General features: G+C 66.5%; 20 protein-coding genes. 6 read left to right on the top strand and 14 right to left on the bottom strand.

Going from position 1 to position 23,424, the window contains the following annotated elements:
* Positions 1–86 precede the first annotated feature (86 nt).
* Together ACQR0Z_RS00735 and ACQR0Z_RS00730 are read left to right on the top strand one after the other, a co-directional pair.
* Positions 87–2,552, top strand: coding sequence for a heavy metal translocating P-type ATPase (locus ACQR0Z_RS00735; protein WP_434917993.1), 2,466 nt, complete (start codon positions 87–89; stop codon positions 2,550–2,552).
* 205 nt (positions 2,553–2,757) lie between these two features.
* Positions 2,758–3,510 (top strand): sulfate transporter family protein, encoded by a 753-nt coding sequence (locus tag ACQR0Z_RS00730; protein WP_434917366.1) that lies wholly within the window; start codon positions 2,758–2,760, stop codon positions 3,508–3,510.
* Here the strand turns inward: ACQR0Z_RS00730 and ACQR0Z_RS00725 are convergent.
* The 4 genes from ACQR0Z_RS00725 to nth form a co-directional block, all read right to left on the bottom strand.
* A complete protein-coding gene (locus ACQR0Z_RS00725; protein ID WP_434917365.1) occupies positions 3,448–5,070 on the bottom strand; it encodes an MDR family MFS transporter in 1,623 nt (540 codons plus the stop codon). The genes ACQR0Z_RS00730 and ACQR0Z_RS00725 overlap by 63 nt on opposite strands.
* Entirely contained in the window at positions 5,067–5,588 is a 522-nt protein-coding gene (locus ACQR0Z_RS00720) for an isoprenylcysteine carboxyl methyltransferase family protein (RefSeq protein WP_434857986.1), read from the bottom strand. The genes ACQR0Z_RS00725 and ACQR0Z_RS00720 overlap by 4 nt, the downstream gene beginning before the upstream one ends.
* Positions 5,585–6,637, bottom strand: a complete 1,053-nt coding sequence (locus ACQR0Z_RS00715) for a type III polyketide synthase (RefSeq protein ID WP_434917364.1) — start codon at positions 6,635–6,637, stop codon at positions 5,585–5,587. The genes ACQR0Z_RS00720 and ACQR0Z_RS00715 overlap by 4 nt, the downstream gene beginning before the upstream one ends.
* Positions 6,638–7,205: 568 nt before the next feature.
* Positions 7,206–8,039, bottom strand: coding sequence for an endonuclease III (nth, locus tag ACQR0Z_RS00710; RefSeq protein WP_434877790.1), 834 nt, complete (start codon positions 8,037–8,039; stop codon positions 7,206–7,208).
* 22 nt (positions 8,040–8,061) lie between these two features.
* Here nth and ACQR0Z_RS00705 point away from each other — a divergent pair, with 22 nt between their 5' ends.
* From ACQR0Z_RS00705 to ACQR0Z_RS00695, 3 genes are all read left to right on the top strand, one after another.
* Positions 8,062–8,595: a DUF2244 domain-containing protein gene (locus ACQR0Z_RS00705; RefSeq protein ID WP_434917363.1), complete on the top strand. Its 534-nt coding sequence runs from the start codon at positions 8,062–8,064 to the stop codon at positions 8,593–8,595.
* Positions 8,596–9,238: 643 nt separating this feature from the next.
* Positions 9,239–10,138 carry a methylated-DNA--[protein]-cysteine S-methyltransferase gene (locus tag ACQR0Z_RS00700; protein ID WP_434917362.1) on the top strand — a complete coding sequence of 300 codons (900 nt, stop codon included), beginning with the start codon at positions 9,239–9,241 and terminating at the stop codon, positions 10,136–10,138.
* A 280-nt stretch (positions 10,139–10,418) separates the two neighbouring features.
* The gene (locus ACQR0Z_RS00695; protein ID WP_434917361.1) at positions 10,419–11,207 is read left to right on the top strand and encodes a hypothetical protein; all 789 of its coding nucleotides are present in this window, start codon (positions 10,419–10,421) and stop codon (positions 11,205–11,207) included.
* Between the two features lie 1,436 nt (positions 11,208–12,643).
* On the opposite strand, the gene ACQR0Z_RS00690 is transcribed toward ACQR0Z_RS00695, so the two are convergent.
* From ACQR0Z_RS00690 to dnaK, 8 genes are all read right to left on the bottom strand, one after another.
* Positions 12,644–13,267: a 2,3-bisphosphoglycerate-dependent phosphoglycerate mutase gene (locus ACQR0Z_RS00690; protein ID WP_009031322.1), complete on the bottom strand. Its 624-nt coding sequence runs from the start codon at positions 13,265–13,267 to the stop codon at positions 12,644–12,646.
* 24 nt (positions 13,268–13,291) lie between these two features.
* Positions 13,292–14,110 (bottom strand): 4-hydroxy-tetrahydrodipicolinate reductase, encoded by an 819-nt coding sequence (dapB, locus tag ACQR0Z_RS00685; protein WP_434877787.1) that lies wholly within the window; start codon positions 14,108–14,110, stop codon positions 13,292–13,294.
* Between the two features lie 82 nt (positions 14,111–14,192).
* Positions 14,193–14,495: a DUF1330 domain-containing protein gene (locus ACQR0Z_RS00680; RefSeq protein ID WP_434917360.1), complete on the bottom strand. Its 303-nt coding sequence runs from the start codon at positions 14,493–14,495 to the stop codon at positions 14,193–14,195.
* Positions 14,496–14,528: 33 nt separating this feature from the next.
* Positions 14,529–15,260, bottom strand: a complete 732-nt coding sequence (gene pyrF, locus ACQR0Z_RS00675) for an orotidine-5'-phosphate decarboxylase (RefSeq protein WP_434917359.1) — start codon at positions 15,258–15,260, stop codon at positions 14,529–14,531.
* A 6-nt stretch (positions 15,261–15,266) separates the two neighbouring features.
* Entirely contained in the window at positions 15,267–15,845 is a 579-nt protein-coding gene (locus tag ACQR0Z_RS00670) for an NADPH-dependent FMN reductase (RefSeq protein ID WP_434917358.1), read from the bottom strand.
* A 45-nt stretch (positions 15,846–15,890) separates the two neighbouring features.
* The gene (locus tag ACQR0Z_RS00665; protein ID WP_434857974.1) at positions 15,891–16,493 is read right to left on the bottom strand and encodes a class I SAM-dependent methyltransferase; all 603 of its coding nucleotides are present in this window, start codon (positions 16,491–16,493) and stop codon (positions 15,891–15,893) included.
* 223 nt (positions 16,494–16,716) lie between these two features.
* Complete coding sequence (dnaJ, locus tag ACQR0Z_RS00660; RefSeq protein ID WP_434857973.1) at positions 16,717–17,847, bottom strand: molecular chaperone DnaJ; 1,131 nt, start codon at positions 17,845–17,847, stop codon at positions 16,717–16,719.
* A gap of 143 nt (positions 17,848–17,990) precedes the next feature.
* Entirely contained in the window at positions 17,991–19,886 is a 1,896-nt protein-coding gene (gene dnaK, locus ACQR0Z_RS00655; protein ID WP_012040546.1) for a molecular chaperone DnaK, read from the bottom strand.
* Positions 19,887–20,402: 516 nt separating this feature from the next.
* Between dnaK and ACQR0Z_RS00650 the strand changes: the two genes are divergently transcribed.
* Positions 20,403–21,338, top strand: a complete 936-nt coding sequence (locus tag ACQR0Z_RS00650; RefSeq protein WP_434857972.1) for a hypothetical protein — start codon at positions 20,403–20,405, stop codon at positions 21,336–21,338.
* A gap of 110 nt (positions 21,339–21,448) precedes the next feature.
* Here ACQR0Z_RS00650 and grpE read toward each other — a convergent pair whose 3' ends face one another.
* A complete protein-coding gene (grpE, locus tag ACQR0Z_RS00645) occupies positions 21,449–22,069 on the bottom strand; it encodes a nucleotide exchange factor GrpE (protein ID WP_434877784.1) in 621 nt (206 codons plus the stop codon).
* A gap of 131 nt (positions 22,070–22,200) precedes the next feature.
* Positions 22,201–23,289, bottom strand: a complete 1,089-nt coding sequence (gene hrcA, locus ACQR0Z_RS00640) for a heat-inducible transcriptional repressor HrcA (RefSeq protein WP_434857970.1) — start codon at positions 23,287–23,289, stop codon at positions 22,201–22,203.
* Positions 23,290–23,424 lie beyond the last annotated feature (135 nt).

Here is a 23,424-nt window from a genome sequence, read left to right as displayed (position 1 = left end):
CCGAGCCTGAGAGCGCCCATGCCTGCTGCGGCGGCCAGGATCACGTCGCGGCCAAGACGATAAAGGTGACGGACCCCGTCTGCGGCATGTCGGTCGATCCGGCGACGTCGAAGCATCATTTCGAGCATGGCGGCGAGACCTTCCACTTCTGCTCCGCGGGCTGCCGGTCCGAATTCGCGGCCGATCCCGCTAAATACCTCGCGCCCGTGGCGGCTGCGGACTCGTGCTGTGGTGGACACGATCACCACTCCCATCAGCACGACCATGCCAAGGTCATCGATCCCGTCTGCGGGATGAGCGTCGATCCCGCGACGTCGAAGCACCGCTTCGATCATCAGGGCAACACCTTCCACTTCTGCTCCGCCGGCTGCCGCACCAAATTCGCCGCTGAGCCCGACAAATATCTCGGCGAGCGCGCGCCGCCGGCGGAGATGCCGGCGGGCACGATCTACACCTGCCCGATGCATCCTGAGATCCGGCAGGAAGGGCCGGGCACCTGCCCGATCTGCGGCATGGCGCTGGAGCCTGATGTCATCAGTCTCGACGACGCACCCAATCCCGAACTCGCCGACATGACCAGGCGGTTCTGGATCGGGGCGGTGCTCGCCGTCCCTGTGGTGGTGCTGGAGATGGGCGGGCATCTCGTCGGCGGCCACGGGCTGATCGATCCGGTGCTGTCGAACTGGATCCAGTTTGCGCTGGCGACGCCGGTGGTGCTGTGGGCCGGCTGGCCGTTCTTCGTGCGCGGCTGGCAGTCGGTCCAGACCCGCAATCTCAACATGTTCACTTTGATCGCGATGGGCACCGGCGTTGCCTATGTCTACAGCGTGATCGCGACCTTGATGCCGCAGGCGTTTCCGCCCGCATTCCGCGGCCATGGCGGTACCGTTGCGGTGTATTTCGAGGCGGCGTCGGTCATCACCATTCTCGTGTTGCTCGGCCAGGTGCTGGAGCTGCGCGCGCGCGAGGCGACCTCGGGCGCGATCAAGGCGCTGCTGCAGCTCGCGCCGAAGACGGCGCGGCGGCTCGATGCCGACGGCAACGATCATGAGGTCGAGATCGCCGAGCTCGCGGCCGGCGACCGGTTGCGCGTGAGGCCCGGCGAGAAGGTGCCGGTCGACGGCATCATCCTCGAAGGCCGTTCGACGCTCGACGAGTCGCTGGTCACGGGCGAGTCGATGCCGGTCACCAAGGACGAGGGCGAGCGCGTCATCGCGGGCACCTTGAACCAGACCGGCAGCTTCGTGATGCGCGCCGACAAGGTGGGACGCGAGACGCTGCTGTCGCAGATCGTGCAGATGGTCGCCGATGCGCAGCGCTCGCGCGCGCCGATCCAACGGCTCGCCGACCAGGTCGCGGGCTGGTTCGTGCCGACGGTGATCGCCGCCGCGATCACCGCATTCGTCGCGTGGTACGCATTCGGCCCCGAGCCGCGCTTCGCGTTCGGCCTCGTCGCCGCCGTGAGTGTGCTGATCATCGCCTGCCCGTGCGCGCTGGGCCTGGCGACGCCGATGTCGATCATGGTCGGCGTCGGGCGTGGCGCGCAGGCCGGCGTGCTGATCAAGAGCGCCGAGGCGCTGGAGCGGATGGAGAAGGTCGATACGCTCGTCGTCGACAAGACCGGCACCTTGACCGAGGGCAAGCCGAAGGTGACCGGCATCGTCACCGCTGATGGCCTCGACGAGGCCGAGGCGCTCAGGCTCGCCGCCAGCGTCGAACGCGCCAGCGAGCATCCGCTCGCCGAGGCGATCGTCCGTCACGCGAGCGAGCGCAAGATCAAGCTTGCCGACGTCAAGGGCTTCGACGCGCCGACCGGCAAGGGTGCGCGCGGCGAGGTCGAGGGCAAGGCGGTCGTGCTCGGCAACCCGACCTATCTCGCCTCGCTCGGCATCATTACCGACACCTTGGGCGTCGCGAGCAAGCGGCTGCGCGAGGATGGTGCGACTGTCATCACGATGGCCGTCGACGGCAGGCCGGCAGCGCTGTTCGCGATCGCTGATCCGGTGAAGGCATCGACGCCGGATGCGCTGAAGGCGCTGGCGGCCGATGGCATCAAGGTGATCATGCTGACCGGCGACAACCGCACCACGGCCACGGCGGTGGCGCGGAAAATCGGCATCACCGAGGTCGAGGCTGAGGTGCTGCCGGAGCAGAAGAGCGCGGTGGTGGCGCGTCTCCGCGCCAGCGGCAAGGTGGTGGCGATGGCCGGCGACGGCGTCAACGACGCCCCCGCGCTCGCCGCCGCCGATGTCGGCATCGCCATGGGCACCGGCACGGATGTGGCGATGGAGAGCGCCGGCGTGACGCTGTTGCAAGGCGATCTCGGCGGCATCGCGCGGGCGCGAAAACTGTCGGCGGCTGTCATGAGCAACATCCGCCAGAACCTGTTCTTCGCGTTCATCTACAACGCCGCGGGCATCCCGATCGCGGCCGGCATTCTCTATCCGGTGTTCGGCATCCTGCTGTCGCCGATCATCGCCGCCGCCGCGATGTCGCTGTCGTCGGTGAGCGTGGTCGGCAACGCACTGCGGCTGCGGGCGGCGAGGCTGTAAGGTGACGCACGGTCTCTCCCCGCGTCATTGCGAGCGGAGCGAAGCAATCCAGAGTCCCGCGCGCCACCCTGGATTGCTTCGCTTCGCTCGCAATGACGAAGGAAGCAGTCTTGGCGCATTCACGTGCGGTGGGGAGGATGGGCTTGCCGAAGCCCGCCGGCATCTCTACCTCCTGACGCGGGGTTCGCAGAGAGGGTCCACCACCATGATCGACGCCGCCATCAAGGCGCTTTCGCAGATTCTGTCGCCGCCGATGCGCTCGATCCTGTGGCGCTCGATCGGGCTGGCGCTGGTGCTGGTCACGGTGCTGGCGATCGGGCTGCAGCGGCTGTTGAGCTGGCTCGCGACCGCGGGCGAGGGCTGGGCCGAGGCGATGCTCGGGCCGGGCTCGCACGGCACGCTCGAAGTGCTGACCTGGATCATCTCGATCGCGGCCGGCTTCGGCGTCGTGTTCGGCGGCATCATGCTGATGCCGGCGATCACCTCGCTGATCGCGAGCCTCTTTGTCGATGACGTCGCCGACCTCGTCGAGCGCGAGCACTATCCGGCCGAGCGCCCGGGCGTCGCGCTGCCGTTCGGCATCGCCATCGTCGAGGGCCTCAAGGCCGCCGGGCTCACAATCCTGATCTACCTGGTCGCCCTGCCCTTCGTGTTCCTGGCCGGCGCCGGCCTCGTGATCTTCTTCATCGCCACGGCGTGGCTGCTCGGCCGCGAATATTTCGAGCTCGCCGCGATGCGCTTCAGGCCGCCCGCGGAAGCCAAGGCGATGCGGCGCGACAATGCGGTCACGGTGTTCACCGCGGGGCTGATCATCGCCGCCTTCGTCACCATTCCGATCGTGAACCTGGCGACGCCGCTGTTCGGCATGGCGTTCATGGTCCACCTGCACAAGCGGCTATCGGGGCCGCGGCCCGAGCTGATCGAGCCGTCGCCGGAGCGCCGGCTGCGCAGCCTCTAGCGCCATCAGCTGCGGCGACACGCTCGCCGCCGGCTTGCTGCGCGCGAACGGGATCAGCACGAAGCCGAGCAGCGCAACGGCGGCGAGCAGCGCCCAGGCCTCGTTGACGCACAGCGCCAGCGACGCCTTCTCGACCAGCGGGCGGACATAGGCGATCGCCTGCTCCTCGGAGATGTTGCGGGGCCGGTTGCGCAGCAGTTCCGGCGCCAGCCCGATCGCCTTGGCGGCGGCGCTGTCGCCGGCCATCAGCCGGTCGCGGAACGCCTGTGCATGCAGGGTGACGCGGCCATAGATAATGGTGTCGATCAGCGCGATGCCGATCGCGCCGCCGAGATTGCGCATCAGGTTGAACAGCCCGCTGGCATCGGCGACCTCGGCCTGCGGCAGGTCGCCGAGCGCGATCCGCGTCGGCGGCAGCAGGCAGAACATGATGCCGACGCCGCGCACCACCTGCGGCCAGAACATCTCCTGAAAATCCGCGGTCGGCGGCTGGAAGGCGCTGGCGGCGAGACCCACGCTGAACAGCGCGAAGCCGAACGCGGTCAGCGCGCGCGCATCCACCTTGCCGTCGAGCGCGGTCACGACCGGCGCGGCGACCAGTTGCGCGACGCCCGTCACCAGCATGATCTTGCCGATCTCGAACGCGTCGTGGCCGCGCACGAAGGCGAGGAACACCGGCATCAGATAGACCGAGCCGAACAGGCCGATGCCAAGGCAGAAGCTCGACAGGCAGCCGAGCGTGAACGAGCGGCGCCGGAAGCTGCCGATGCGCAGGATCGGATCGGATGACGCCAGCAGGCGCTGGATCAGCAGGGTGAGGCAGGACGCGCTGAGCACCAGCAGCGCGATGCAGTTCGACGACAGCCAGCCGCCCTTCGGCGCCTCCTTGAGCCCGAGCTCGAGGCTTGCGAGTGACACCGCGAGCAGCAGCAGCGCCAGCAGGTCGAGCTTGTCGAGCTCCTCGAGCTCCATGTCCTGCGCCGGCAGCAGGCTCGGCGTCATCAGCGCGGCGATGATGCCGGGCACGATGTTGATCAGGAACAGCCAGGGCCACGACCAGGTGTTGGTGATGAAGCCGCCGACCACGGGACCGATGGTCGGCGCGAGCACCGCGACGACGCCGCCGATCGTCGTCGCCACCGCATGCAGCCGCGACGGAAACAGCAGGAACACCGCGGAGAACACCACGGGGATCAGGAGCCCGCCGAAGAAGCCCTGCAGCACGCGGAACGCCAGCAGCATGTGGAAGCTGACACTGAACGCGCAGCCGAGCGACGCCAGTGTGAACACGCTGACGGCGCCGACGAACAGCCAGCGCAGGGTCAACACGCGCGTCAGCAGGCCGGTCAGCGGAATCGCGATGATCTCGGCGATCAGATACGCCGTCTGGATCCAGCTCATCGCGTCCGGCGTGATGCCGAGCGCCTCCTGGATGGTCGGCAGTGACGTCGCCACCACCTGGATGTCCAGGATCGCCATGAACATGCCGACGCACATCAGGACGAAGCCGAGCCAGGTGGCGAGGCTCGGCGTCTCCTCCGGCGCGGCGGCTGCGCTCATGCGGTCTGGCCGCCACCGATGCCGCCGCCGGAGACGCCGGACAGCGCCTCGGATTCGGCGCGGATGCGGATGAACAGCACGGCCGCATTGAGGCCGGAGAAGATCAGCGCGATCAGCGGCAGATGCAGAGCCAGCGGCAGCAGCGCGATCTCGGCGGTCACGACCAGGTAGTTCGGATGCGAGATGTAGCGATAGGGTCCGTCGGTCACCAGCGGCGCGCCAGGCAGGATGATGATGCGCGTGGTCCAGCGCGGCCCCAACGTCGCCAGCACCCACCAGCGCAGGCCCTGCAGCGCCACGAAGCCCGCGAGCAGCCAGGGATCGACCTCCTGGTCGATGCCGAGCAGCCACAACGATACCAGCCAGGCCGCATGCATCGAGATCATCAGCGGATAATGATCGGCGCCGACCTCGACCGCGCCCATGGCGCGCAGGCGGCGGGTGTTGTGGCGGGCGAGGACGAGCTCGCCGAGCCGTTGCATGGTGACGAGGGCGAGGACGAAAGCGGCGAAGGTCATGCGGCGTGCCTCAGTGAAACGCAGCTTGCGGTGAACCCGGGTCCGAGCGCCGTCAGCACCGAGCGCGGCGGCAAACCCTTCGCGCGCGCGCGCTCCAGCACGAACAGAACGGTCGGCGCGGACATGTTGCCGTAGTCGGCGATGATCTCGCGCTCATGATCGAGCGTGCCCTGCCCGATCGACAGCGCGCGCTCCAGCGCCGTGATCACCTTGGCGCCGCCGGGATGGCAGACGAAGCGATCGACGTCAGCGGGCGCGAGCTTCATGTTGCCGAGGATCTCGTTGACCGCCGGGCCCATGTTCTCGGTGACGAAGTCCGGAATGGTGCGCTGGAAGATCACGCCAAAGCCTTCGGGATCGACGCTCCAGCCCATGATGTCGAGCGTATCCGGCCACAGCTTCTCGCCGGTCGCTTCGACGCGCGTTTGGCCGCCATCGCCGGCGCGCAGGATCGCCGCGGCAGCGCCATCGCCGAACAAACTCAGCGCAACGATGTTCGCTTTGCTCAGCTCGTCATGGCGCACGGCGAGGGTGCACAATTCGAACGTCACGAACAGCACATTGGTGCCGGGCCGCGCCTGTGCGAGACGCGCGGCGATCGACAGGCCGGAGACGCCGCCGGCGCAGCCGAGCCCGAACACCGGGACGCGCGAGACGTCGGAGCGAAAGCCCATGCGGCCGGCGACGCGCGCTTCCAGGGTCGGCGTCGCGATGCCGGTCGAGCTCACGCTGACGATGGTGTCGATCTCATCAGCTCGGAGATCGGCCTGCGCCAGCGCCTTGTTGGTCGCTTCGACAAACAGCGCCTCGGCGCCGTCGAGGTACGCCTCGGTGCGCTCCGGCCAGCCGCGCCGCTCCATGTACCATTCGATCGGCTTGACGCCGTAGCGGGCGCGGATGCCGGTGTTCGCGAACAGGCTAGCCATCGTGTCGAACTGCGGAAAGCGCGGCGACAGCACGACGCGCGCGGCCTCCATCACCTCGTTCTGGCGAAACTGATGCGGCGGCACAGCGGTCGCGAGCGACACGAGCGCGGCAGTCTTGTCCATGCAACTGATCCTTCCCCACGTCCCGGCGCAGCAGACGTCCGAGAACGCGGGGTTCAGTCACGCGCCACTCACTTCGCCCGGATGACGCGTTTCATCTTATGACCAATGCGGGCGGCGATGTGGCCCGGCCATGGTGAGAGCGCGTCGGCGCGTGACGCTAAAGTGACTGTCAAATGCGATTTGGAGCTGCAACCTGAAAGGGAGATTCACGTAGGCCCCGCTGTCATCGTCCGCCACCCGGTCCGGCCTTCGGCCGGCCGGATGAGAGGCTCCGGCGGACGATCCAGTACGCCGTGACATCACGGTTCAATCTCGTCCGCCGCGGCGTACATGTGCGATCGCCGTTTTGTGCTCGTCTCTCTCCACGTCGTCATGGCCGGGCTAGTCCCGGCCATCCACGTCGGTCGGCATGCTGAGAACGACGTGGATGCCCGGGACAAGCCCGGGCATGACGGAGCAACTAACTTGCAGGATCGTTCGTCGCGACAGCCCGGAATTTCCACATGCAATCGCCCTCCCCGTCCAAGGGAGGGTGGCAGCGGGGCCGGCCTAACAGCTGCGCGCCACGTCAGGCCGTCTTCTCCGGCCAGCGGCAGAGGTCCTTGATCAGGCACAGCTCGCAGCGCGGCTTGCGGGCGAGGCAGGTGTAGCGGCCGTGCAGGATCAGCCAGTGATGGGCGTGCAGCATGAACTCCGCCGGGATCACCTTCTCCAGCCCGAGCTCGACCTCCAGCGGCGTCTTGCCGGGCGCCAGCCCGGTGCGGTTGCCGACGCGGAACACGTGGGTGTCGACGGCCATCGTGTGCTCGCCAAACGCCATGTTGAGCACGACATTCGCGGTCTTGCGCCCCGCGCCCGGCAGCGACTCCAGTTCGGGCCGCGTGCGCGGCACCTCGCCGCCGAAGTCCGTGATCAGCTTCTGCGACAGCGCGATCACGTTCTTGGCCTTGGTGCGGAACAGGCCGACGGTCTTGATGTAATCGCGCACCGCGTCCTCGCCGAGCGCGAGCATCTTCTGCGGCGTGTCGGCGACCGCGAACAGCGGCCGCGTCGCCTTGTTGACCCCGGCGTCGGTCGCCTGCGCCGACAGCACCACGGCGACCAGCAAGGTGTAGGGGTTGACGTGTTCGAGCTCGCCCTTCGGCTCCGGATTGGCCTGCGCGAACCGGCTGAAGGCCTCGCGGATTTCGGCGGGTGTCCAAGGTTTTGTCGCCTTCAACGCTTTCTTGACCGGCTTGACCGAGCCTGCCTTCAGCTTGGCCGCCGGGCTGATCTTGGCAGCCTTTTTCGCCGTTTTGGATGCGGATTTGGACGCTGCTCCTGGCGCGGCCTTGGCCGCCTTTTTGGCGGGACTGCGAACCGGGACCGGCTTGGCGCGTTGGGGGCGGGTGATTTTGGCCATGATCCGGGTATACTGAGGCCCCATGACGCCAGGCAATGCTTTTGCGTATCAGGAGACCGGCAACGCCGCCGCTGATCCCGAGCTGTTCTCGGCCCGGCTGACGCCGCATCGCTCGCTCGGCCGCACCGGCTTCATCGTGCTGATGGCCGTGGTCTGCGCCATCAGCTTCATCGGCGGGATCGCCTCGGTCATGATGGGCGCCTGGCCGGTGCTCGGCTTCTTCGGCCTCGACGCGCTCGCGATCTACTGGGCCTTCCGCGTCAACTTCCGCCGCGCCAACGCCTATGAGGACGTGACCATCACCCTGACCGAGCTGCGCCTGCGCCGCGTCAGCCACAAGGGCCACGTGATGGAATGGCGCTTCAACCCGCTCTGGGTCCGCATCGACCAGGAAACCCACGAGGAGTTCGGTATCGAGCGCCTGTATCTCGTCGCCCGCGGCCAGCGCGTGGCGATCGCGAGCTTCCTGGGGCCGGAGGAGAAGGCGAGCTTTGCAAAGGCGCTGACGGCCGGGTTGCAGGCCGCGAAGCGCGGCCCGGTGCTGAATCCGCTGTAACTAACTGGGGTCGACCCGCCACACCCACCGTCATTCCGGGGCAAGGCCGCAGGCCTTGAACCCGGAATCCCGAGCCTGCCTTGCGTTCTTTTCCGACAACCTCGGGATTCCGGGTTCAATCGGCAATGCGCTGCCGCGCATTGCCGATTGAACCCGGAATGACGCCGGGGATGTCGACCGCAGTGCTCGCCCCAACACCGGTGCGCTCCCTCTCCCCGTCCTTCACGGGGAGAGGGTTGGGGTGAGGGGCCGCCCCACCCACCGACCGTGCCGAGAGCCCCCCTCACCCGGATTGCATCTTCGATGCAATCCGACCTCTCCCCGCGCGCGGGGAGAGGTACATCGCCGCCGCCCAGGCGGAAGCAGCGCCATCATCTCCGCCGTCGTTCCGGGGCGCGCGCAGCGCGAGCCCGGAACCCATACCCACAGGACGTCGTGTAGGGCACGCGGGTGGTGGGCATCTCGCCTCACACATCATCCTGTGGGTATGGATTCCGGGCTCATTCGCGCTTGCACGCGAATGCCCCGGAATGACGGAGCAAACCAACCATGAGCGCGGGTCGAGGCCGCTCACATCCACCCCCTAGCCCCCCAATCAGAAATCGGGTGGAGTGCCCTCCCCGGCCGCCCTACATCCGGACTCATGATGACCCTCGCCATTCACGATTCCGCCCTGGCCAAGCCGGGCCCGCAACAATCCGCCGCGCTGCGCGACTACGACGCCGTGCGCCGCGCGATCGCGTTCATCTCCGAGCACTGGCGCCGGCAGCCGACCATCGAGGACATGGCCGACGCCGCCAGCCTGACTCCGGACGAGTTGCACCATCTGTTCCGGCGCTGGGCCGGGCTGACGCCGAAGGCGTTCATGCAGGCGCTGACGCTCGACCACGCCAAGGGCCTGCTGAAGGGCTCGGCCAGCGTGCTCGACGCCGCGCTCGACTCCGGCCTGTCGGGCCCCGGCCGCCTGCACGATCTGTTCGTCACTCACGAGGCAATGTCCCCCGGCGAATGGAAGACCGGCGGCGCCGGCACCACCTTGCGCTACGGCTTCCACCCCTGCCCGTTCGGCATGGCGCTCGTCATGGCCACCCCGCGCGGCCTCGCCGGCCTCGCCTTCGCCGACCCCGGCGAGGAGGCTGGCGCGCTCGCCGACATGAAGAGCCGCTGGCCCCGCGCGGATTATGTCGAGGATGTCCCCGGCACCGCCGGCCTCGCCCAACGCATCTTCGACAAGGCCCTGTGGCGCCCCGAGCAGCCGCTGCGCGTCGTCCTGATCGGCACCGATTTCGAGGTCCGCGTCTGGGAAGCCCTGCTCAAGATCCCCATGGGCCGCGCCGTCTGCTACTCGGACATCGCGACAAGGCTGGAGTCACCGAAGGCGTCGCGCGCGGTGGGCGCGGCGGTGGGGAAGAACCCGATCTCGTTCGTAGTGCCGTGCCATCGCGCGCTCGGGAAGACCGGCGCGCTGACGGGATATCACTGGGGGCTGACCCGGAAGCAGGCGATGATCGGGTGGGAGGCTGGGCAGGTGGGGATGGGGTAGGATAGCTAAAATCCACGAGCCACGCTGAACACGAATCGATTGCGTCAACGGCCGACGGCGGCGGCTCTAAAACAGCGCGCATTTCAAGGTCGAGAGAGATTTTCCACAGCGAAGAAAAAGTCCTGCAAATAATTGTCTCAAAATAACTCCGACTTATCAATCAGTTAAGCGCGCACAGTCGGCCTATTGTTGTTTTGGCCGATCTAGACACAGCTGCATTGACGTAGGACAGATTTTTGGTACTCTGGCGTTGTCGATCACCGCTGCCAGAGGCCGCATTATGTCTGACGCTTCAGCTGTTCCGCCATCTGCGGAATTGAAAACGCAGCTAACGAAGAAGCTCCCGACGTTTCGGGCTGGTTTTACTAAACAGTTGGAAGCGCTGCGCGCTTACTCGCTGCTGAGCGAGGGCGGTAAAAAGCCGGTCAGCTACAAGGCCATCGCCGAAGTAATCAAGATTCACGAAGCCAACGTTTCATCTATGAACCCGTTTTTTTTGGAGAACGGCTTCATTGAGAAGAGTGGCACTGCATATGTGCCGACGGCCCCCGTGCTCGAATACTTTCGCCGGCAGGGTTGGGACGCGTCGACGGCAGCGCAAGCGTTGGCACCTATCATCGTCAATAGCTGGTTCGGAATAGCACTTACTCAGCGCCTCCATTTCCGATCGCTCCCTGAAGAAGACGCGCTGTCTCTGCTTGCCGCTCGTTGTCAGGCGAATCCTGAGGCAAAGCCGCAATTGCGCCTTCTGATTGATTATTGCGAAGCGGCTGGCGTCGTTATCCGAACGGATGGCAAGCTTTCTAATGTCCCTCAAGTGCCGCTCGAAGAGACGGCCAAGCAATCTTACGCTCCGATTCCTACCGAACCGGAACCAATTGAATCGCCAGCACCGCCGCCGCGCGTCGCCCCTCGTCAAACCTCGACGGAAGCAAGGCACGGCGCGATCAATTTCCAGATTGCCGTTGATGTAGATCTTGCGGAGATGAGAGATTGGACGCCGGAAAGAATCGCGGCGTTCTTCAGCGGAATTGCGCAGGTGATCGCGGCGAAAAATAGGGACACCTGAAACGAGATCGGGACCAACTGGGCGAGGCAATTGTCGATCACCCACCAGTTGGCCCCGTGTCGGAGCACTGCCTTGGTCAGGCAGTGGAACTGGAAACTGGGGGTTACGTCGCCCCTGTTAGGAGGAAGGCCATGTGGTTCATGACCTCGACAATAAGCTAGCCCGGCTTCCGGCGTGGGGCGGTTGACCGCCGCTCCACGCCAGACCGTACTAACTATATGGCTACGCAAGCAAATTTTTTAAACTGTCTCACATTGGCATCCAACCTGTGTTCGGGACCGTCATTGACGTCACCGATTGACGTTCATTGTGGCGCGCAGACATGGCGGCGCTTATGAACCAGATAGAAGTCAAGAAAGCGGCGCTCAAACTCTCGCAGGTGCTTCGAAAGGCAAACAACTCTCTAGTCGTGTCAGGCAGTTGATTTTCCGATAAACAAAATTCTATTGCATTTTTCCGGAAATCATGTTTCAATCCCCCATCCCGCCTCAACGAGAGGGGCGTTGCGCGCGATCGTCACGACACGCGAGGTGGGGAGGCGATGGCCGCGGTCTGCCGCAGCGTGTCCTGATGGGCGCGCCGACGAACGGTGGGACCGTGGACGTGAAGTCGCAGCGTCCTGACACCCCGATGCTGGTGTCCCGCGCAATGCGCAAGCATTGTCGCGCATGGTGGCCAACAAGCCCGGCGCACCAGGGAGACTGCGTATAAGCGTGAAGACCATCGCGCAGGGAATGCCGGTTGTTCTCGGCTGAACCTGTGGTGACTGCCGCCTGCTTTTACTTCTGCAGGCGGGCCATGGGTGCGGCCAGCATCCGGCATTCCCTGCGCCCTCTCGATTGTCGGAGGGACATGGTTGGAGCACGACTCGGGCGGATGCGCCGCGAGGTCGTGGAGCCGTGGGCGGGGCTGTTTGAGATGTGAATCGGGGAGATGATCGGCAGCGCTGGGGATCCGTGCGGGCCGATTCGGGGCGGCGCTGTCGCGGGCCTCATGGTTCGAGACGGCGCGCGGATGTTCGTCCATCGCTCTCATGAGCAGAAGGGCGCGCGCCTCCTCACCATGAGGGTCGGCAACAGAGTATGGCGCTGCCAATAAGGAGCAGCATGCTCCATGAAGAGGAGAGCTCCGGAACGACTTTCGCCCCTCACCCTGAGGAGCCCACCGGAGGTGGGCGTCTCGAAGGGCGAGGCCTCTGCCTTGGTCGCGCAGACGGGACCGGCCCGGCATGACGAGCAACTCATGAGTTGTGTCGTTGGGGGGTGCTTTTAAGACGCACTGCCCGTGGGGCGGCCCCTCACCCCAACCCTCTCCCCGTAAGAACGGGGCGAGGGGGCGCACCGGCGGCGGGGCCGGGAGTGGGCTTCAACTCACGAAGGGCGCCATGACTCACAAAAGGCGCGGTCAACTGCCGGGACTGGTCGCGCGTGCGACGGCTAGCCCGCCAGATCCAGCTTCGACTCCACCGTCGAATCGGCCTTCAGCCGGTAGATGATCGGCACGCCCGTTGCCAGCTCGCGCTTCAGGATGCCTTCCGGCGTCAGCTTCTCCAGCACCATGATCAAAGCGCGGAGCGAATTGCCGTGGGCCGCCACCAGGGTGCGCTGGCCGTTGAGGACGCCGGGGAGGATCTCCTGCACGTAGTAGGGCAGCGCGCGGGCGAGGGTGTCCTTGAGGCTTTCGCCGCCGGGCGGTGGGACGTCGTAGGAGCGGCGCCAGACGTGGACCTGCTCCTCGCCCCATTTGGCGCGGGCGTCGTCCTTGTTGAGGCCGGAGAGGTCGCCATAGTCGCGCTCGTTGAGCGCGAGGTTCTTCGACGTCGGCAGGCCGGGCTGGCCGAGCTCGTCGAGGATCAGCTTCAAGGTGTGCTGGGCGCGGGTCAGCTCGGAGGTGAAGGCGACGTCGAACGACAGGCCATGTGCCTTCAGCTTGCGGCCGGCGTCCTTGGCTTCGCTGACGCCCTGCTCGGTGAGGTCAGGATCCTTCCAGCCGGTGAACAGGTTCTTCAGGTTCCACTCGCTCTGGCCGTGGCGCACCAGCACCAGGAGACGTTCGCTCATTGCTATGAGATCCACTTGGTTTGATTAGAACAGGTCCTTGAGGCCGAGCACGTCGTCCATCGTGTAGTAGCCCGGCGGCTTGCCATGCGCCCACAGCGCCGCCTTCAGCGCGCCATGGGCGAAGATCATGCGGTCCTCGGCCTGGTGCGACAGCACGAGGCGCTCGGACGGACCCGCGAAGATGACGCTGTGATCGCCGGCCGCGGTGCCGCCGCGCAGCGAGGCGAAGCCGATGTCGCCGCTGCGGCGCGCGCCGGTGATGCCGTCGCGGCCGCGGGCGGAGTGATCCTCCAGCGAGATGCCGCGACCGTCGGCGGCGGCGCGTCCGAGCATCAAGGCGGTGCCGGAGGGCGCGTCAACCTTGTGCTTGTGGTGCATCTCGAGGATCTCGATGTCGAAATTCGCGTCGAGCGACTTCGCGACCTGCCTGACCAGGGCCGCCAGCAGGTTGACGCCGAGGCTCATATTGCCGGACTGCACGACGATGGCGCGCTTGGTGACGCTCTTGATCACGGCGTCGTCCGACGCCGACAGGCCGGTGGTGCCGACGACATGGACGATGCCGCGCTCGGCGGCGATGGCGACATTGGCGATGGTCGCGGCCGGCACGGTGAAATCGAGGATGCCGTCGGCCTCGGCCGACATCGTCCAGAGGTCGCCCGACAGCTTGATGTTGTTGGCGGGGAGACCTGCGAGCAGGCCGGAATCCTTGCCGATCAGCTCGGAGCCCGGGGCTTCCAGCGCGCCGGCAAGCACAGCGCCGTCGCTGTCGGCGATGGCGCGCACCAGCGCCCGGCCCATGCGGCCGCCGGCTCCTGCAACGATCAAGCGCATCTTCGACATGTCACTTCCTCCGCCCCGTCAGGGGCTATAGCCGGGGGCGCTGGTGGCGGCAACCGAGGCTGCAGCGGGGCCGGCCTGCGCGTCACGGCTGCGGGCCGTCATAGCCCTCGATGATGACCAGGTCGCCTTCCGAGTGCGGCGAACGCATCGCGACCAGGCGCTGGTATTCCGGGGAATTGTAGCACGCGAGCGCGGTGGCGTAGTCCTTGAACTCGATCACGACGTTGCGCGAGCGCGAGGTGCCTTCGCGGGTCTCGTACTGGCCGCCGCGGACCAGGAACCTGGCGCCGTACTGATGGAACACCGCACCGTTCTGCGCGACGTATTCCTTGTAGCCGTCCATGTTGTGCACGTCGATGCGGGCGATCCAATAGGCCTTGGGCATCCCTAGGGTCTCCTGGTTGTGATCAGCTGTTGCTTAAGCGCGATTGGTCTTGCCGACCAGCGCGACCGCGGTAGCGATGTCGGCGACGATGGCCTCCGCAGCGGCCGCGGGATCGGCGGCGCCGGTGACGGGGCGGCCGACGACGAGGCGGTCGGCACCGCCGGCGATGGCGAGCGCAGGGGTCATGATGCGCTTCTGGTCGCCAACGTCCGAGCCCGCCGGGCGGATCCCGGGGGTGACGAGCTGCATGTCCGGGCCGACCAGCGGGCGGACCAGCGCCGTCTCCTCGGGCGACAGGATCAGGCCGTGGATGCCGATGTCCCTGGCCTGCGCGGCGCGGTGGGCGACGAGCTCCTTCACGCTCATGGCGTAGCCGGCGGCGGCGAGGTCGGCATCGTCGTAGGAGGTCATCACCGTGACGGCGAGCAGCTCGAGCGAGGAGCCGGCAGCGCCGGCGAGGGCCGCTTTCATGCTCTGCGAGAAGCCGTGCACGGTGAGGAAGCGGGCGCCGAGCCTGGCGATCTGGCGCGTGGCGCGCTCGACCGTGTTGGGGATGTCGTGCAGCTTGAGGTCCATGAAGACGTGCTTGCCGTCTGCCGCGAGGCGCTCGGCGAGGCCGAGGCCGCCGGCATAGGTCAGCTCCATGCCGATCTTGTAGAACGTCACGCTGTCGCCGAGCGTTGCGATCATCGCCTCGGCGTCCGCCACGCTGGGAAGGTCGAGGGCGACGATCAGGCGGTCGCGGGCAGCAATCTCGGTCGGCATGTCACCTCACGTGGTCTGTTGGGCGGTTTCGATCAACTGCTCGACCAGCGCATCGAGCGCGGCCACATCGGCCGGCAGCCTCAGCCGGTCCATGTCGTTGAACGCCTTGTCGGCAAAGCCGAGCGCGAGCTGGCTCGGGATGACCGTGGCGTTGCAGGCCGTCAGCATCAGGCGCAGCGCCGCGAGCGCGCGCTCGCCGCCGAAGCGGTTTTCGGAGGCGGCGGCGATCGCGAACGGCCTGTTGCGAAACACCGCGCCGCGGCCCTCCAGCGGCAGGTCGAGCCGCGACAGCCAGGCGATGGCGTTGCTCAGCAACGGCGGCACGGCGGCGTTGTATTCCGGCGTCACCAGCAGCACCGCGTCATGCCCGCCGATCATGCGCGCCAGATTGACGGCCGCGCGCGGCACGCCGGATTGGGCTTCGAGATCGGCATCGTAGATCGGCAGCGGAAAATCGGCGAGCGAGATGCGGGTAATGTCGGCGTCGGCCTGCACGAACTGATAGGCGGCGGCCGCGGCAAGCCGCGCATTGTGCGAGCCGGCCCGGGTCGAGCCGGGGATGATGAGGATCTTCAGCGCGGACATCGGGCGGACGGGTGTGCGACCCGCCGCGCAAACCGCGGCTGCCGGTCAGGGCTTGCGATACACCCAGACGCGGGCCGGCGGAAGGTTCATCCAGATCCGCTCGGACGCCTCGGTGGTGACGCCGGGCAGCGACTTCGGAATCGGCGGAACAACGGAATAGGTGAACTGCACGAACGGCGCGTTGGGCGCCATCGCCGCGAAGGCATCGCGCACCAGCTTCATGCGGGTGAGCATCGGCTTGGTCACGAGCGGCAGGCCCGAGACGACGGCTGAGGCCGGCCCGCCCAGCACGTTCCACAGCGTGTCGCGCAGGCGGTAGGCATCGCCCTGGACGACCTTGGCCTGCGGGTAGCGGTCGCGCAGCAGCGCGCAGAAGCTCGGATTGTATTCGACCAGGACGAGCCGCTTCTGATCGACGCCATGCTCGACCAGCGCATTGGTGATGGCGCCGGTGCCGGGCCCGAGCTCGATCACCGGGCCGGTGCCATGAGGATCGACATACTGTGCCATCGTGCGCGCGAGCAGCCGTCCCGACGGCATGACGGCGCCCATATGCAGCGGTTTCTCGATCCATGAGCGGAGGAATCGCACCTCATCGTCGAGACGAAGAGGTTTTTTCGACGCACGCACGGACGTTTGCAAGGGCATCTCAGTACCGGACGGGACCGTTTTCACGGCGATGTCAGAAAAGAGTCACAAAGACGTATAGGTCGCAGGCGGGGCGGTCAAGCCGAACCGTAACTCACGATTAAGGCTGCCGGGTCCGTGGACTTACAGTTGAATGTGATAATTTTTTGCATGTGCGGAGCAGCAAAATCGCGGCATCCGCACAACGCTGGCCGCCCGGCCAAAATGGCCGAGTGCGCCACGCTCAACTCGCGGCCTTGCCGAAGAAATCCTTGACCTTGGTGAAGAAGCCCGCGGCCTCCGGCTGGGTGGCGCCGGACGACAGCTTCTCGAACTCGGCCAGCAGCTCCTGCTGCTTCTTGGTGAGGTTCTGCGGCGTCTCGACCACGACCTGGACATACATGTCGCCGGTCTGGCGCGAGCGCAGCACCGGCATGCCCTTGGCGGCGATCCGGAAGCGGCGGCCGGACTGGGTGCCGGCGGGAATCTTCACCTTGGTCTTGCCGCTGTCGATCGTCGGCACCTCGAACTCGCCGCCGAGCGCCGCGGTCACCATCGAGATCGGCACCCGGCAGTGCAGGTCGGCGCCGTCGCGTTGGAAGAACTCGTGGCCGGTCAGCGACAGGAAGATGTAGAGGTCGCCCGGCGGGCCGCCGCGCAGGCCGGCCTCGCCTTCGCCGGCGAGACGAATGCGGGTGCCGTCCTCGACGCCCTGGGGAATGTTGACCGACAGCGTGCGGTCGCGCGTCACCCGGCCGGTGCCGGAGCAGGACGGACAGGGATCCTCGATCATCTGGCCGCGGCCATGGCAGCCAGGGCAGGTGCGCTCCAAGGTGAAGAAGCCCTGCGCCTGGCGGACCCGGCCGGCGCCGCCGCACATCGCGCAGGTCTTCGGCTTGGTGCCGGCCTTGGCGCCGGTGCCGGAGCAAGGCTCGCAGGTGACCGAAACCGGGATCTCGATCTGCGCGGTCTTGCCGAGGAACGCCTCCTCGAGCGTGATCTCCATATTGTAGCGCAGGTCGGCGCCGCGCTCGCGCCCCGTCCCGCCGCGGCGCTGTCCGGCCATGCCGAACAGGTCTTCGAAAATGTCGGAGAAGGACGAGGCGAAACCGGCGCCGAAGCCGTGCGGGCCACCGCCGCCGCCCTGCTCGAACGCGGCATGGCCGTAGCGGTCGTAGGCGGCGCGCTTGTCGGCGTCGCGCAGCACCTCATAGGCCTCGTTGATCTCCTTGAACTTGACCTCGCTGGAGGCATCGCCCGGATTCTTGTCCGGATGCCATTTCATCGCGAGCTTGCGGAAGGCCGACTTCAGCTTGGTCTCGTCGGCGTCGCGCTCGACTTCCAGGGTCTCGTAGTAGCAGCGCTTGGTGGACATCAATCAAACCCGCCCGAACATCGTCAGACCTCAACGGCTCGCGCGCACGCCGCGCGCCGGTTCAAAGAAAATGACCCCCATCCAACGAGACGCTGGCTGCGCTCTTTGGCATGGGGGTCATGGCTATCAGCCTCTACCGTCGATTAAGCAGATTTCTTCTTGTCGTCGTCGACCTCGGTGAACTCCGCGTCGACCACATCATCCTTGGCGGCGTCGCGGGCCGCATCGCTCTCGGCCTGCTGCTTGTACATGGCCTCGCCGAGCTTCATCGAGGCCTGGGCCAGGGTGTTGGTCTTGGCCTTGATCGCCTCGGCATCGTCGCCCTTCAGCGCTTCCTTCAGATCGCTGACGGCGTCTTCGATGGCGCGGCGCTCGGTGTCGGCGACCTTCGAGCCATGCTCGGCCAGCGCCTTCTCGGTGGAATGCACCAGCGCGTCGGCATGGTTCTTGGCGTCGACCGCCTCGCGGCGCTTCTTGTCGGCCGCGGCATTGGCCTCGGCGTCCTTGACCATCTTGTCGATGTCGGCTTCCGACAGGCCACCCGAGGCCTGGATGCGGATCTGCTGCTCCTTGCCGGTGGCCTTGTCCTTGGCCGAGACGTTGACGATGCCGTTGGCGTCGATGTCGAACGTCACCTCGATCTGCGGCATGCCGCGCGGCGCCGGCGGAATGCCCATCAGGTCGAACTGGCCGAGCATCTTGTTGTCGGCCGCCATCTCGCGCTCACCCTGGAAGACCCGGATGGTGACCGCGTTCTGATTGTCCTCGGCGGTCGAGAACACCTGGCTCTTCTTGGTCGGGATCGTGGTGTTGCGGTCGATGATGCGGGTGAACACGCCGCCCAAGGTCTCGATGCCGAGCGACAGCGGGGTCACGTCGAGCAGCAGCACGTCCTTGACGTCGCCCTGCAGCACGCCGGCCTGAATGGCGGCACCGATCGCCACCACCTCGTCGGGGTTGACGCCCTTGTGCGGCTCCTTGCCGAAGAACTGCTTCACCATCTCCTGGATCTTCGGCATGCGGGTCATGCCGCCGACCAGCACCACTTCGCCGATCTCGCCGGCGGTGAGGCCGGCATCCTTCAGCGCCTTGCGGCACGGCTCGATGGTCTTCTCGACGAGGTCGGCCACCAGCGCCTCGAACTTGGCGCGGGTCAGCTTCATCGTCAGATGCTTCGGACCGGACTGGTCCGCGGTGATGAAGGGCAGGTTGATCTCGGTCTGCGTGGTCGACGACAGCTCGATCTTGGCCTTCTCGGCAGCTTCCTTGAGGCGCTGCAGAGCGAGCTTGTCGTTGCGCAGGTTGATGCCCTGCTCCTTCTGGAATTCGTCGGCGAGGTAGCTGACCAGACGCATGTCGAAGTCTTCACCGCCGAGGAAGGTGTCGCCATTGGTCGACTTCACCTCGAACACGCCGTCGCCGATCTCCAGGATCGAGACGTCGAAGGTGCCGCCGCCAAGGTCGTACACGGCGATCGTGCCGGCCTTGGTCTTGTCGAGGCCATAGGCGAGCGCCGCTGCGGTCGGCTCGTTGATGATGCGCAGCACTTCGAGGCCAGCGATCTTGCCGGCGTCCTTGGTGGCCTGGCGCTGGGCGTCGTTGAAGTAGGCGGGGACGGTGATGACGGCCTGGTCGACCTTCTGGCCGAGATGGGCCTCAGCGGTCTCCTTCATCTTCTGCAGGATGAAGGCGGAGACCTGCGAGGGCGAATAGGTCTTACCGTCGGCCTCGACCCAGGCGTCGCCGTTGCCGGCCTTGACGATCTTGTAGGGGACGAGCTTCTTGTCCTTCTCGACCATCGGGTCGTCGTAGCGGCGGCCGATCAGGCGCTTGACTGCGAAGAAGGTGCGCTCGGGGTTGGTGACGGCCTGGCGCTTGGCCGGCTGGCCGACGAGGCGCTCGCCATCGTCACTGAAGGCGACGATCGACGGCGTCGTGCGCATGCCCTCGGCGTTCTCGATGACTTTCGACGATTTGCCGTCCATGACGGCCACGCACGAATTCGTGGTGCCGAGATCGATCCCGATGACCTTTCCCATGGTCTCATATCCTTCTTTTTGCGGCAGGTTGGGTGGGGCCCTGACGGCGCCCCCATCCAAAACCCCCTCAGATCAAATGCTCGCGATATTGCGACGATGAGCGTCATATAGGAGGGGGGGAGGCACCCGCAAGGACCGGAGGAGGCTCGGGCGCGCGGAAAAAACCGCGGATTCTCCCGCGTCCGGATCGTCGCCACCGGCGGAGGTCAGACGACGGGCCCAAGACTTCCATGCAAGACTTCCAGGCAGGCTGGCGGATGGCCCGGACGTGCCGCGAAATGATGCGCCAGACACCAATCGCGGCCGCCAAGCCGCCGGCCTCCGGCACCGTCAAACATCCTTAGCAAAGCCATAATCGAGCGCGGATCGATCACGATGCTAGGCCGGAACTTCACGTCGCACCCTGCCGACCTGTCCCCGGCGCGGCAAACCCGCTAAAAGGCGTCTCTTTCGAGGATGGTCGTGACCGGGGGATGGCGGCCGTCGAACTGGTCCATTGAACGAGGCAGTTTCCTCATGACGCTCTTCCGACTTCTCGCCGTGGCGCTGGTCTCGATCTCGCTGCTGCGACCGGCGCTGGCTGCGGATGCCATCTTCCCGCCCGGTGTGCGCATCGGGCTTGCGCCGCTGGTCGGCCTCGGCAAGGCCAAGAATTTTTCCGGCTTCGAAACCGAGGACCAGAGCGTGAAGGTGCTGCTGACCGAGTTGCCGGCGGCCGCCTATGGCGAGGTGAAGAACGCCTTTACCGCCAATCCCGGCGGCACTGGCAACATCAAGCCGGAGAGCATCGAGACATCGGCGGGCACCGCCTACTACACGGTCGAGAACGGGCGCGACGGCGCGACGCCGGTGCGGCGCTATTCGATGATCCTGCCCGGCAGCGGCTTCTCCGGCTATGTCGCGGTGCAGGTGCCGGAAACGGCGAGCAAGATCTACACCGACGACGCCGTGCGCCAGATGTTTGCCTCGGCCGTGGTCCGCAAGGACGTGCCGGTCGACGAGCAGCTTGGGATCATGCCGTTCAAGGTCACCGAGCTCTCCGGCTTCAAGACCGTTCGCACGCTCGGACCGGGCGCGCTGATCCTCGGCGACAGCGACGAGGAGAAGGGTTTCGAGGCCGCGCCCTTCGTGGTGATCGGGCTGGTCGCCGGCGTCGCGCCCGAAGCGGGCGACCGCGCCCGCGTCGCGCAGCAGGCGGCCACCACGATTCCCGGCGTCCGTGAGGCGCGAATCACGATGTCCGAGCCGATCCGCATCGACGGCCTGCCGGCCTATGAGACCCGTATCGATGCGGTCAGCGGCAAGGACAATACGCCGGTGACCGTGGTGCAGTGGCTGCGCTTCAGCGGCCCGAGCACCTTGCGGATCATCGGCAGCGCGCCGCGCGACCAGTGGTCGGCCGCCTTCCCGCGCTTCCGCGCCGTGCGCGACGGCATCCAGCCGAGGGGCTGAGCGGGTCCAAGCTCATCGGAGCTCCAGTAAACGAAAAAGCCACCGGTACCGCCGGTGGCTTTTTTGCGTTTTTGCATGGAGCAGTCCGCGCGTGGACCGCTCGTTCAAACTCAGGCTGCGCTATTCGACTGATCGTTGCTCGCCGCGGGCGCGGCCTTCGCGCCGCCCTTGGACACGCCGACCAGGGCCGGGCGCAGCACGCGCTCGCCGATCATGAAGCCGGCCTGCACGACCTGCACCACGGTGCCCGACGGCACGGATGGATCCGGCACCTCGTACATCGCCTGCTGGAAGTTCGGGTCGAACTTCTGGCCCGTCGGGTCGAACTTCTTGACGCCGTTCTTCTCCAGCGTGTTGAGCAGCGAGCGCTCGGTGAGCTCGACGCCCTCGATCAGTGCCTTCAGGCCCGCATCGGCATTTTCGCGGGTCTCGGCCGGCACGGCATCGAGCGCACGCTGCAGATTGTCGGCGATATCGAGCACGTCGCGCGCGAAGCCGGTGATGCCGTACATGCGCGCGTCGGCGACCTCACGTGCGGTGCGCTTGCGCAGATTTTCCATCTCTGCCAGCGTGCGCAGCATCTTGTCCCGCGCGTCGGCGGCTTCCTTGGCGAGGGCCTCGGCCGAGCCGGTCTCGGGATCGTCGGGCATGATATAGGGTTTCGAGACGACGGGTTCGCTGGCCTGCGCCGGGTTTTCCGGATCATTCTTGTGCAGGTCGGGATCGGTCATGGACAGACTTCTCGCAAGTTCGGCGGTTTGGGGATGTCGGGCGGGATATCGTGCTTTGAGCCGCGAAAATCAAGCGCGGGGTCGAGCGGCGGGGTCTTGCGCCGCGCCGGACGGGTTAACCATGTTACGTTTCAACCACCGAACAGGCGACTGACGAGCCGCGCCGCATAATCGACGGTCGGAATCACGCGGGCGTAGTTCAGCCGGGTCGGACCGATGACGCCGAGTACGCCGACGATACGGCCCGTTGCATCCGAATAGGGCGAGACGATCGTGGACGAGCCCGACAGCGAGAACAGCTTGTTCTCCGAACCGATGAAGATGCGGACGCCGTCGGCGCTTTCTGCGCGCCCGAGCAGATCGACGACACCGCGCTTGGTCTCGAGATCGTCGAACAGCCTGCGCACACGCTCGAGATCATCGAGCGCATGCAGATCCTCGAGCAAATTGGCATGACCGCGCACGATGAGCTGGCGTTCGTCGCTGTCGCCGCCGGACCAGCTCGCGACACCGGCCGCGATCACCTTCTGCGTCAGCTGATCGAGTTCGGCGCGATCGGCCGCCAGTGCCGTCTCGAGTTCGAGACGGGCCTCGGCCAGCGTGCGCCCGCGGATCCGCGCATTGAGGAAGTTCGACGCCTCGGTCAGCGCCGACGACGGCACGCCGGGGGGCAGCGCCAGCACGCGGTTCTCGACCTGCCCATCCTCGCCGACCAGCACGACCAGCGCGCGCTCGGGCTCCAGGCGCACGAACTCGATGTGCTTGAGCCGGGTGTTGGATTTTGCGGTGAGCACCACGGCGGCAGCACGCGTGAGGCCCGACAGCCGCGTCAGCGCCTCGTCCAGCGCCGCCTCGACCGATTGCGCCCGGCCGACGGCGGCGAGCTGACTCTGGATCGACTGCCGCTCGGCCTCGGTCATGTCGCCGACCTGCATCAGGGCGTCGACGAAGAAGCGCAGCCCCGCTTCCGTCGGCAGCCGCCCGGCCGAGGTATGCGGGGCATAGATCAGGCCGAGCTGTTCGAGATCGGCCATCACGTTGCGCACGGAGGCCGGCGACAGGGGAACGGCGATCAGCCGCGAGATGTTGCGCGAGCCGACCGGCTCGCCGGTCGCCAGATAGCTCTCGACGATCTGCTTGAAGATCTCGCGCGAGCGCTCGTTGAGCTGCGCCAGGCCGGCGGGCGGTGTCATCAGGTTGATCGGATCGTGGTGGGCCACCAGAAGCTCTCCTCCCAGCTCGCTCTAATGTGTCGATGCGGCGGCTCGGTGGCAAGCGGGTCATGGGTCGCGCCCCGCGGCCCGATAAGCCCTTGCCGCGTCCCGCCCCGGCTCCTACAAGGCCGATCAACACCC

The organism is Bradyrhizobium sp. HKCCYLS3077, assembly GCF_051167555.1.
Classification (GTDB): Bacteria; Pseudomonadota; Alphaproteobacteria; order Rhizobiales; family Xanthobacteraceae; genus Bradyrhizobium.
This window is presented reverse-complemented; position numbering and strand designations above follow the sequence as displayed.

What these genes read in the sequence shown, in the direction of transcription:
- pyrF (WP_434917359.1), bottom strand. Translation starts at nt 15,260, where the DNA reads ATGCCGACCGAGATTGCTGCCCGCGACCGCCTGATCGTCGCCCTCGAC.
- dnaJ (WP_434857973.1), bottom strand. Translation starts at nt 17,847, where the DNA reads ATGTCCACCAAGCGCTGCTACTACGAGACCCTGGAAGTCGAGCGCGAC.
- ACQR0Z_RS00715 (WP_434917364.1), bottom strand. Translation starts at nt 6,637, where the DNA reads ATGGACAAGACTGCCGCGCTCGTGTCGCTCGCGACCGCTGTGCCGCCG.
- grpE (WP_434877784.1), bottom strand. Translation starts at nt 22,069, where the DNA reads ATGACCGATCCCGACCTGCACAAGAATGATCCGGAAAACCCGGCGCAG.
- dnaK (WP_012040546.1), bottom strand. Translation starts at nt 19,886, where the DNA reads ATGGGAAAGGTCATCGGGATCGATCTCGGCACCACGAATTCGTGCGTG.
- ACQR0Z_RS00705 (WP_434917363.1), top strand. Translation starts at nt 8,062, where the DNA reads ATGACGCCAGGCAATGCTTTTGCGTATCAGGAGACCGGCAACGCCGCC.
- ACQR0Z_RS00680 (WP_434917360.1), bottom strand. Translation starts at nt 14,495, where the DNA reads ATGCCCAAGGCCTATTGGATCGCCCGCATCGACGTGCACAACATGGAC.
- ACQR0Z_RS00730 (WP_434917366.1), top strand. Translation starts at nt 2,758, where the DNA reads ATGATCGACGCCGCCATCAAGGCGCTTTCGCAGATTCTGTCGCCGCCG.
- ACQR0Z_RS00665 (WP_434857974.1), bottom strand. Translation starts at nt 16,493, where the DNA reads ATGCCCTTGCAAACGTCCGTGCGTGCGTCGAAAAAACCTCTTCGTCTC.
- dapB (WP_434877787.1), bottom strand. Translation starts at nt 14,110, where the DNA reads ATGTCGAAGATGCGCTTGATCGTTGCAGGAGCCGGCGGCCGCATGGGC.
- nth (WP_434877790.1), bottom strand. Translation starts at nt 8,039, where the DNA reads ATGGCCAAAATCACCCGCCCCCAACGCGCCAAGCCGGTCCCGGTTCGC.
- ACQR0Z_RS00650 (WP_434857972.1), top strand. Translation starts at nt 20,403, where the DNA reads ATGACGCTCTTCCGACTTCTCGCCGTGGCGCTGGTCTCGATCTCGCTG.
- ACQR0Z_RS00695 (WP_434917361.1), top strand. Translation starts at nt 10,419, where the DNA reads ATGTCTGACGCTTCAGCTGTTCCGCCATCTGCGGAATTGAAAACGCAG.
- ACQR0Z_RS00700 (WP_434917362.1), top strand. Translation starts at nt 9,239, where the DNA reads ATGATGACCCTCGCCATTCACGATTCCGCCCTGGCCAAGCCGGGCCCG.
- ACQR0Z_RS00690 (WP_009031322.1), bottom strand. Translation starts at nt 13,267, where the DNA reads ATGAGCGAACGTCTCCTGGTGCTGGTGCGCCACGGCCAGAGCGAGTGG.
- ACQR0Z_RS00735 (WP_434917993.1), top strand. Translation starts at nt 87, where the DNA reads ATGTCGGTCGATCCGGCGACGTCGAAGCATCATTTCGAGCATGGCGGC.
- ACQR0Z_RS00725 (WP_434917365.1), bottom strand. Translation starts at nt 5,070, where the DNA reads ATGAGCGCAGCCGCCGCGCCGGAGGAGACGCCGAGCCTCGCCACCTGG.
- ACQR0Z_RS00720 (WP_434857986.1), bottom strand. Translation starts at nt 5,588, where the DNA reads ATGACCTTCGCCGCTTTCGTCCTCGCCCTCGTCACCATGCAACGGCTC.
- ACQR0Z_RS00670 (WP_434917358.1), bottom strand. Translation starts at nt 15,845, where the DNA reads ATGTCCGCGCTGAAGATCCTCATCATCCCCGGCTCGACCCGGGCCGGC.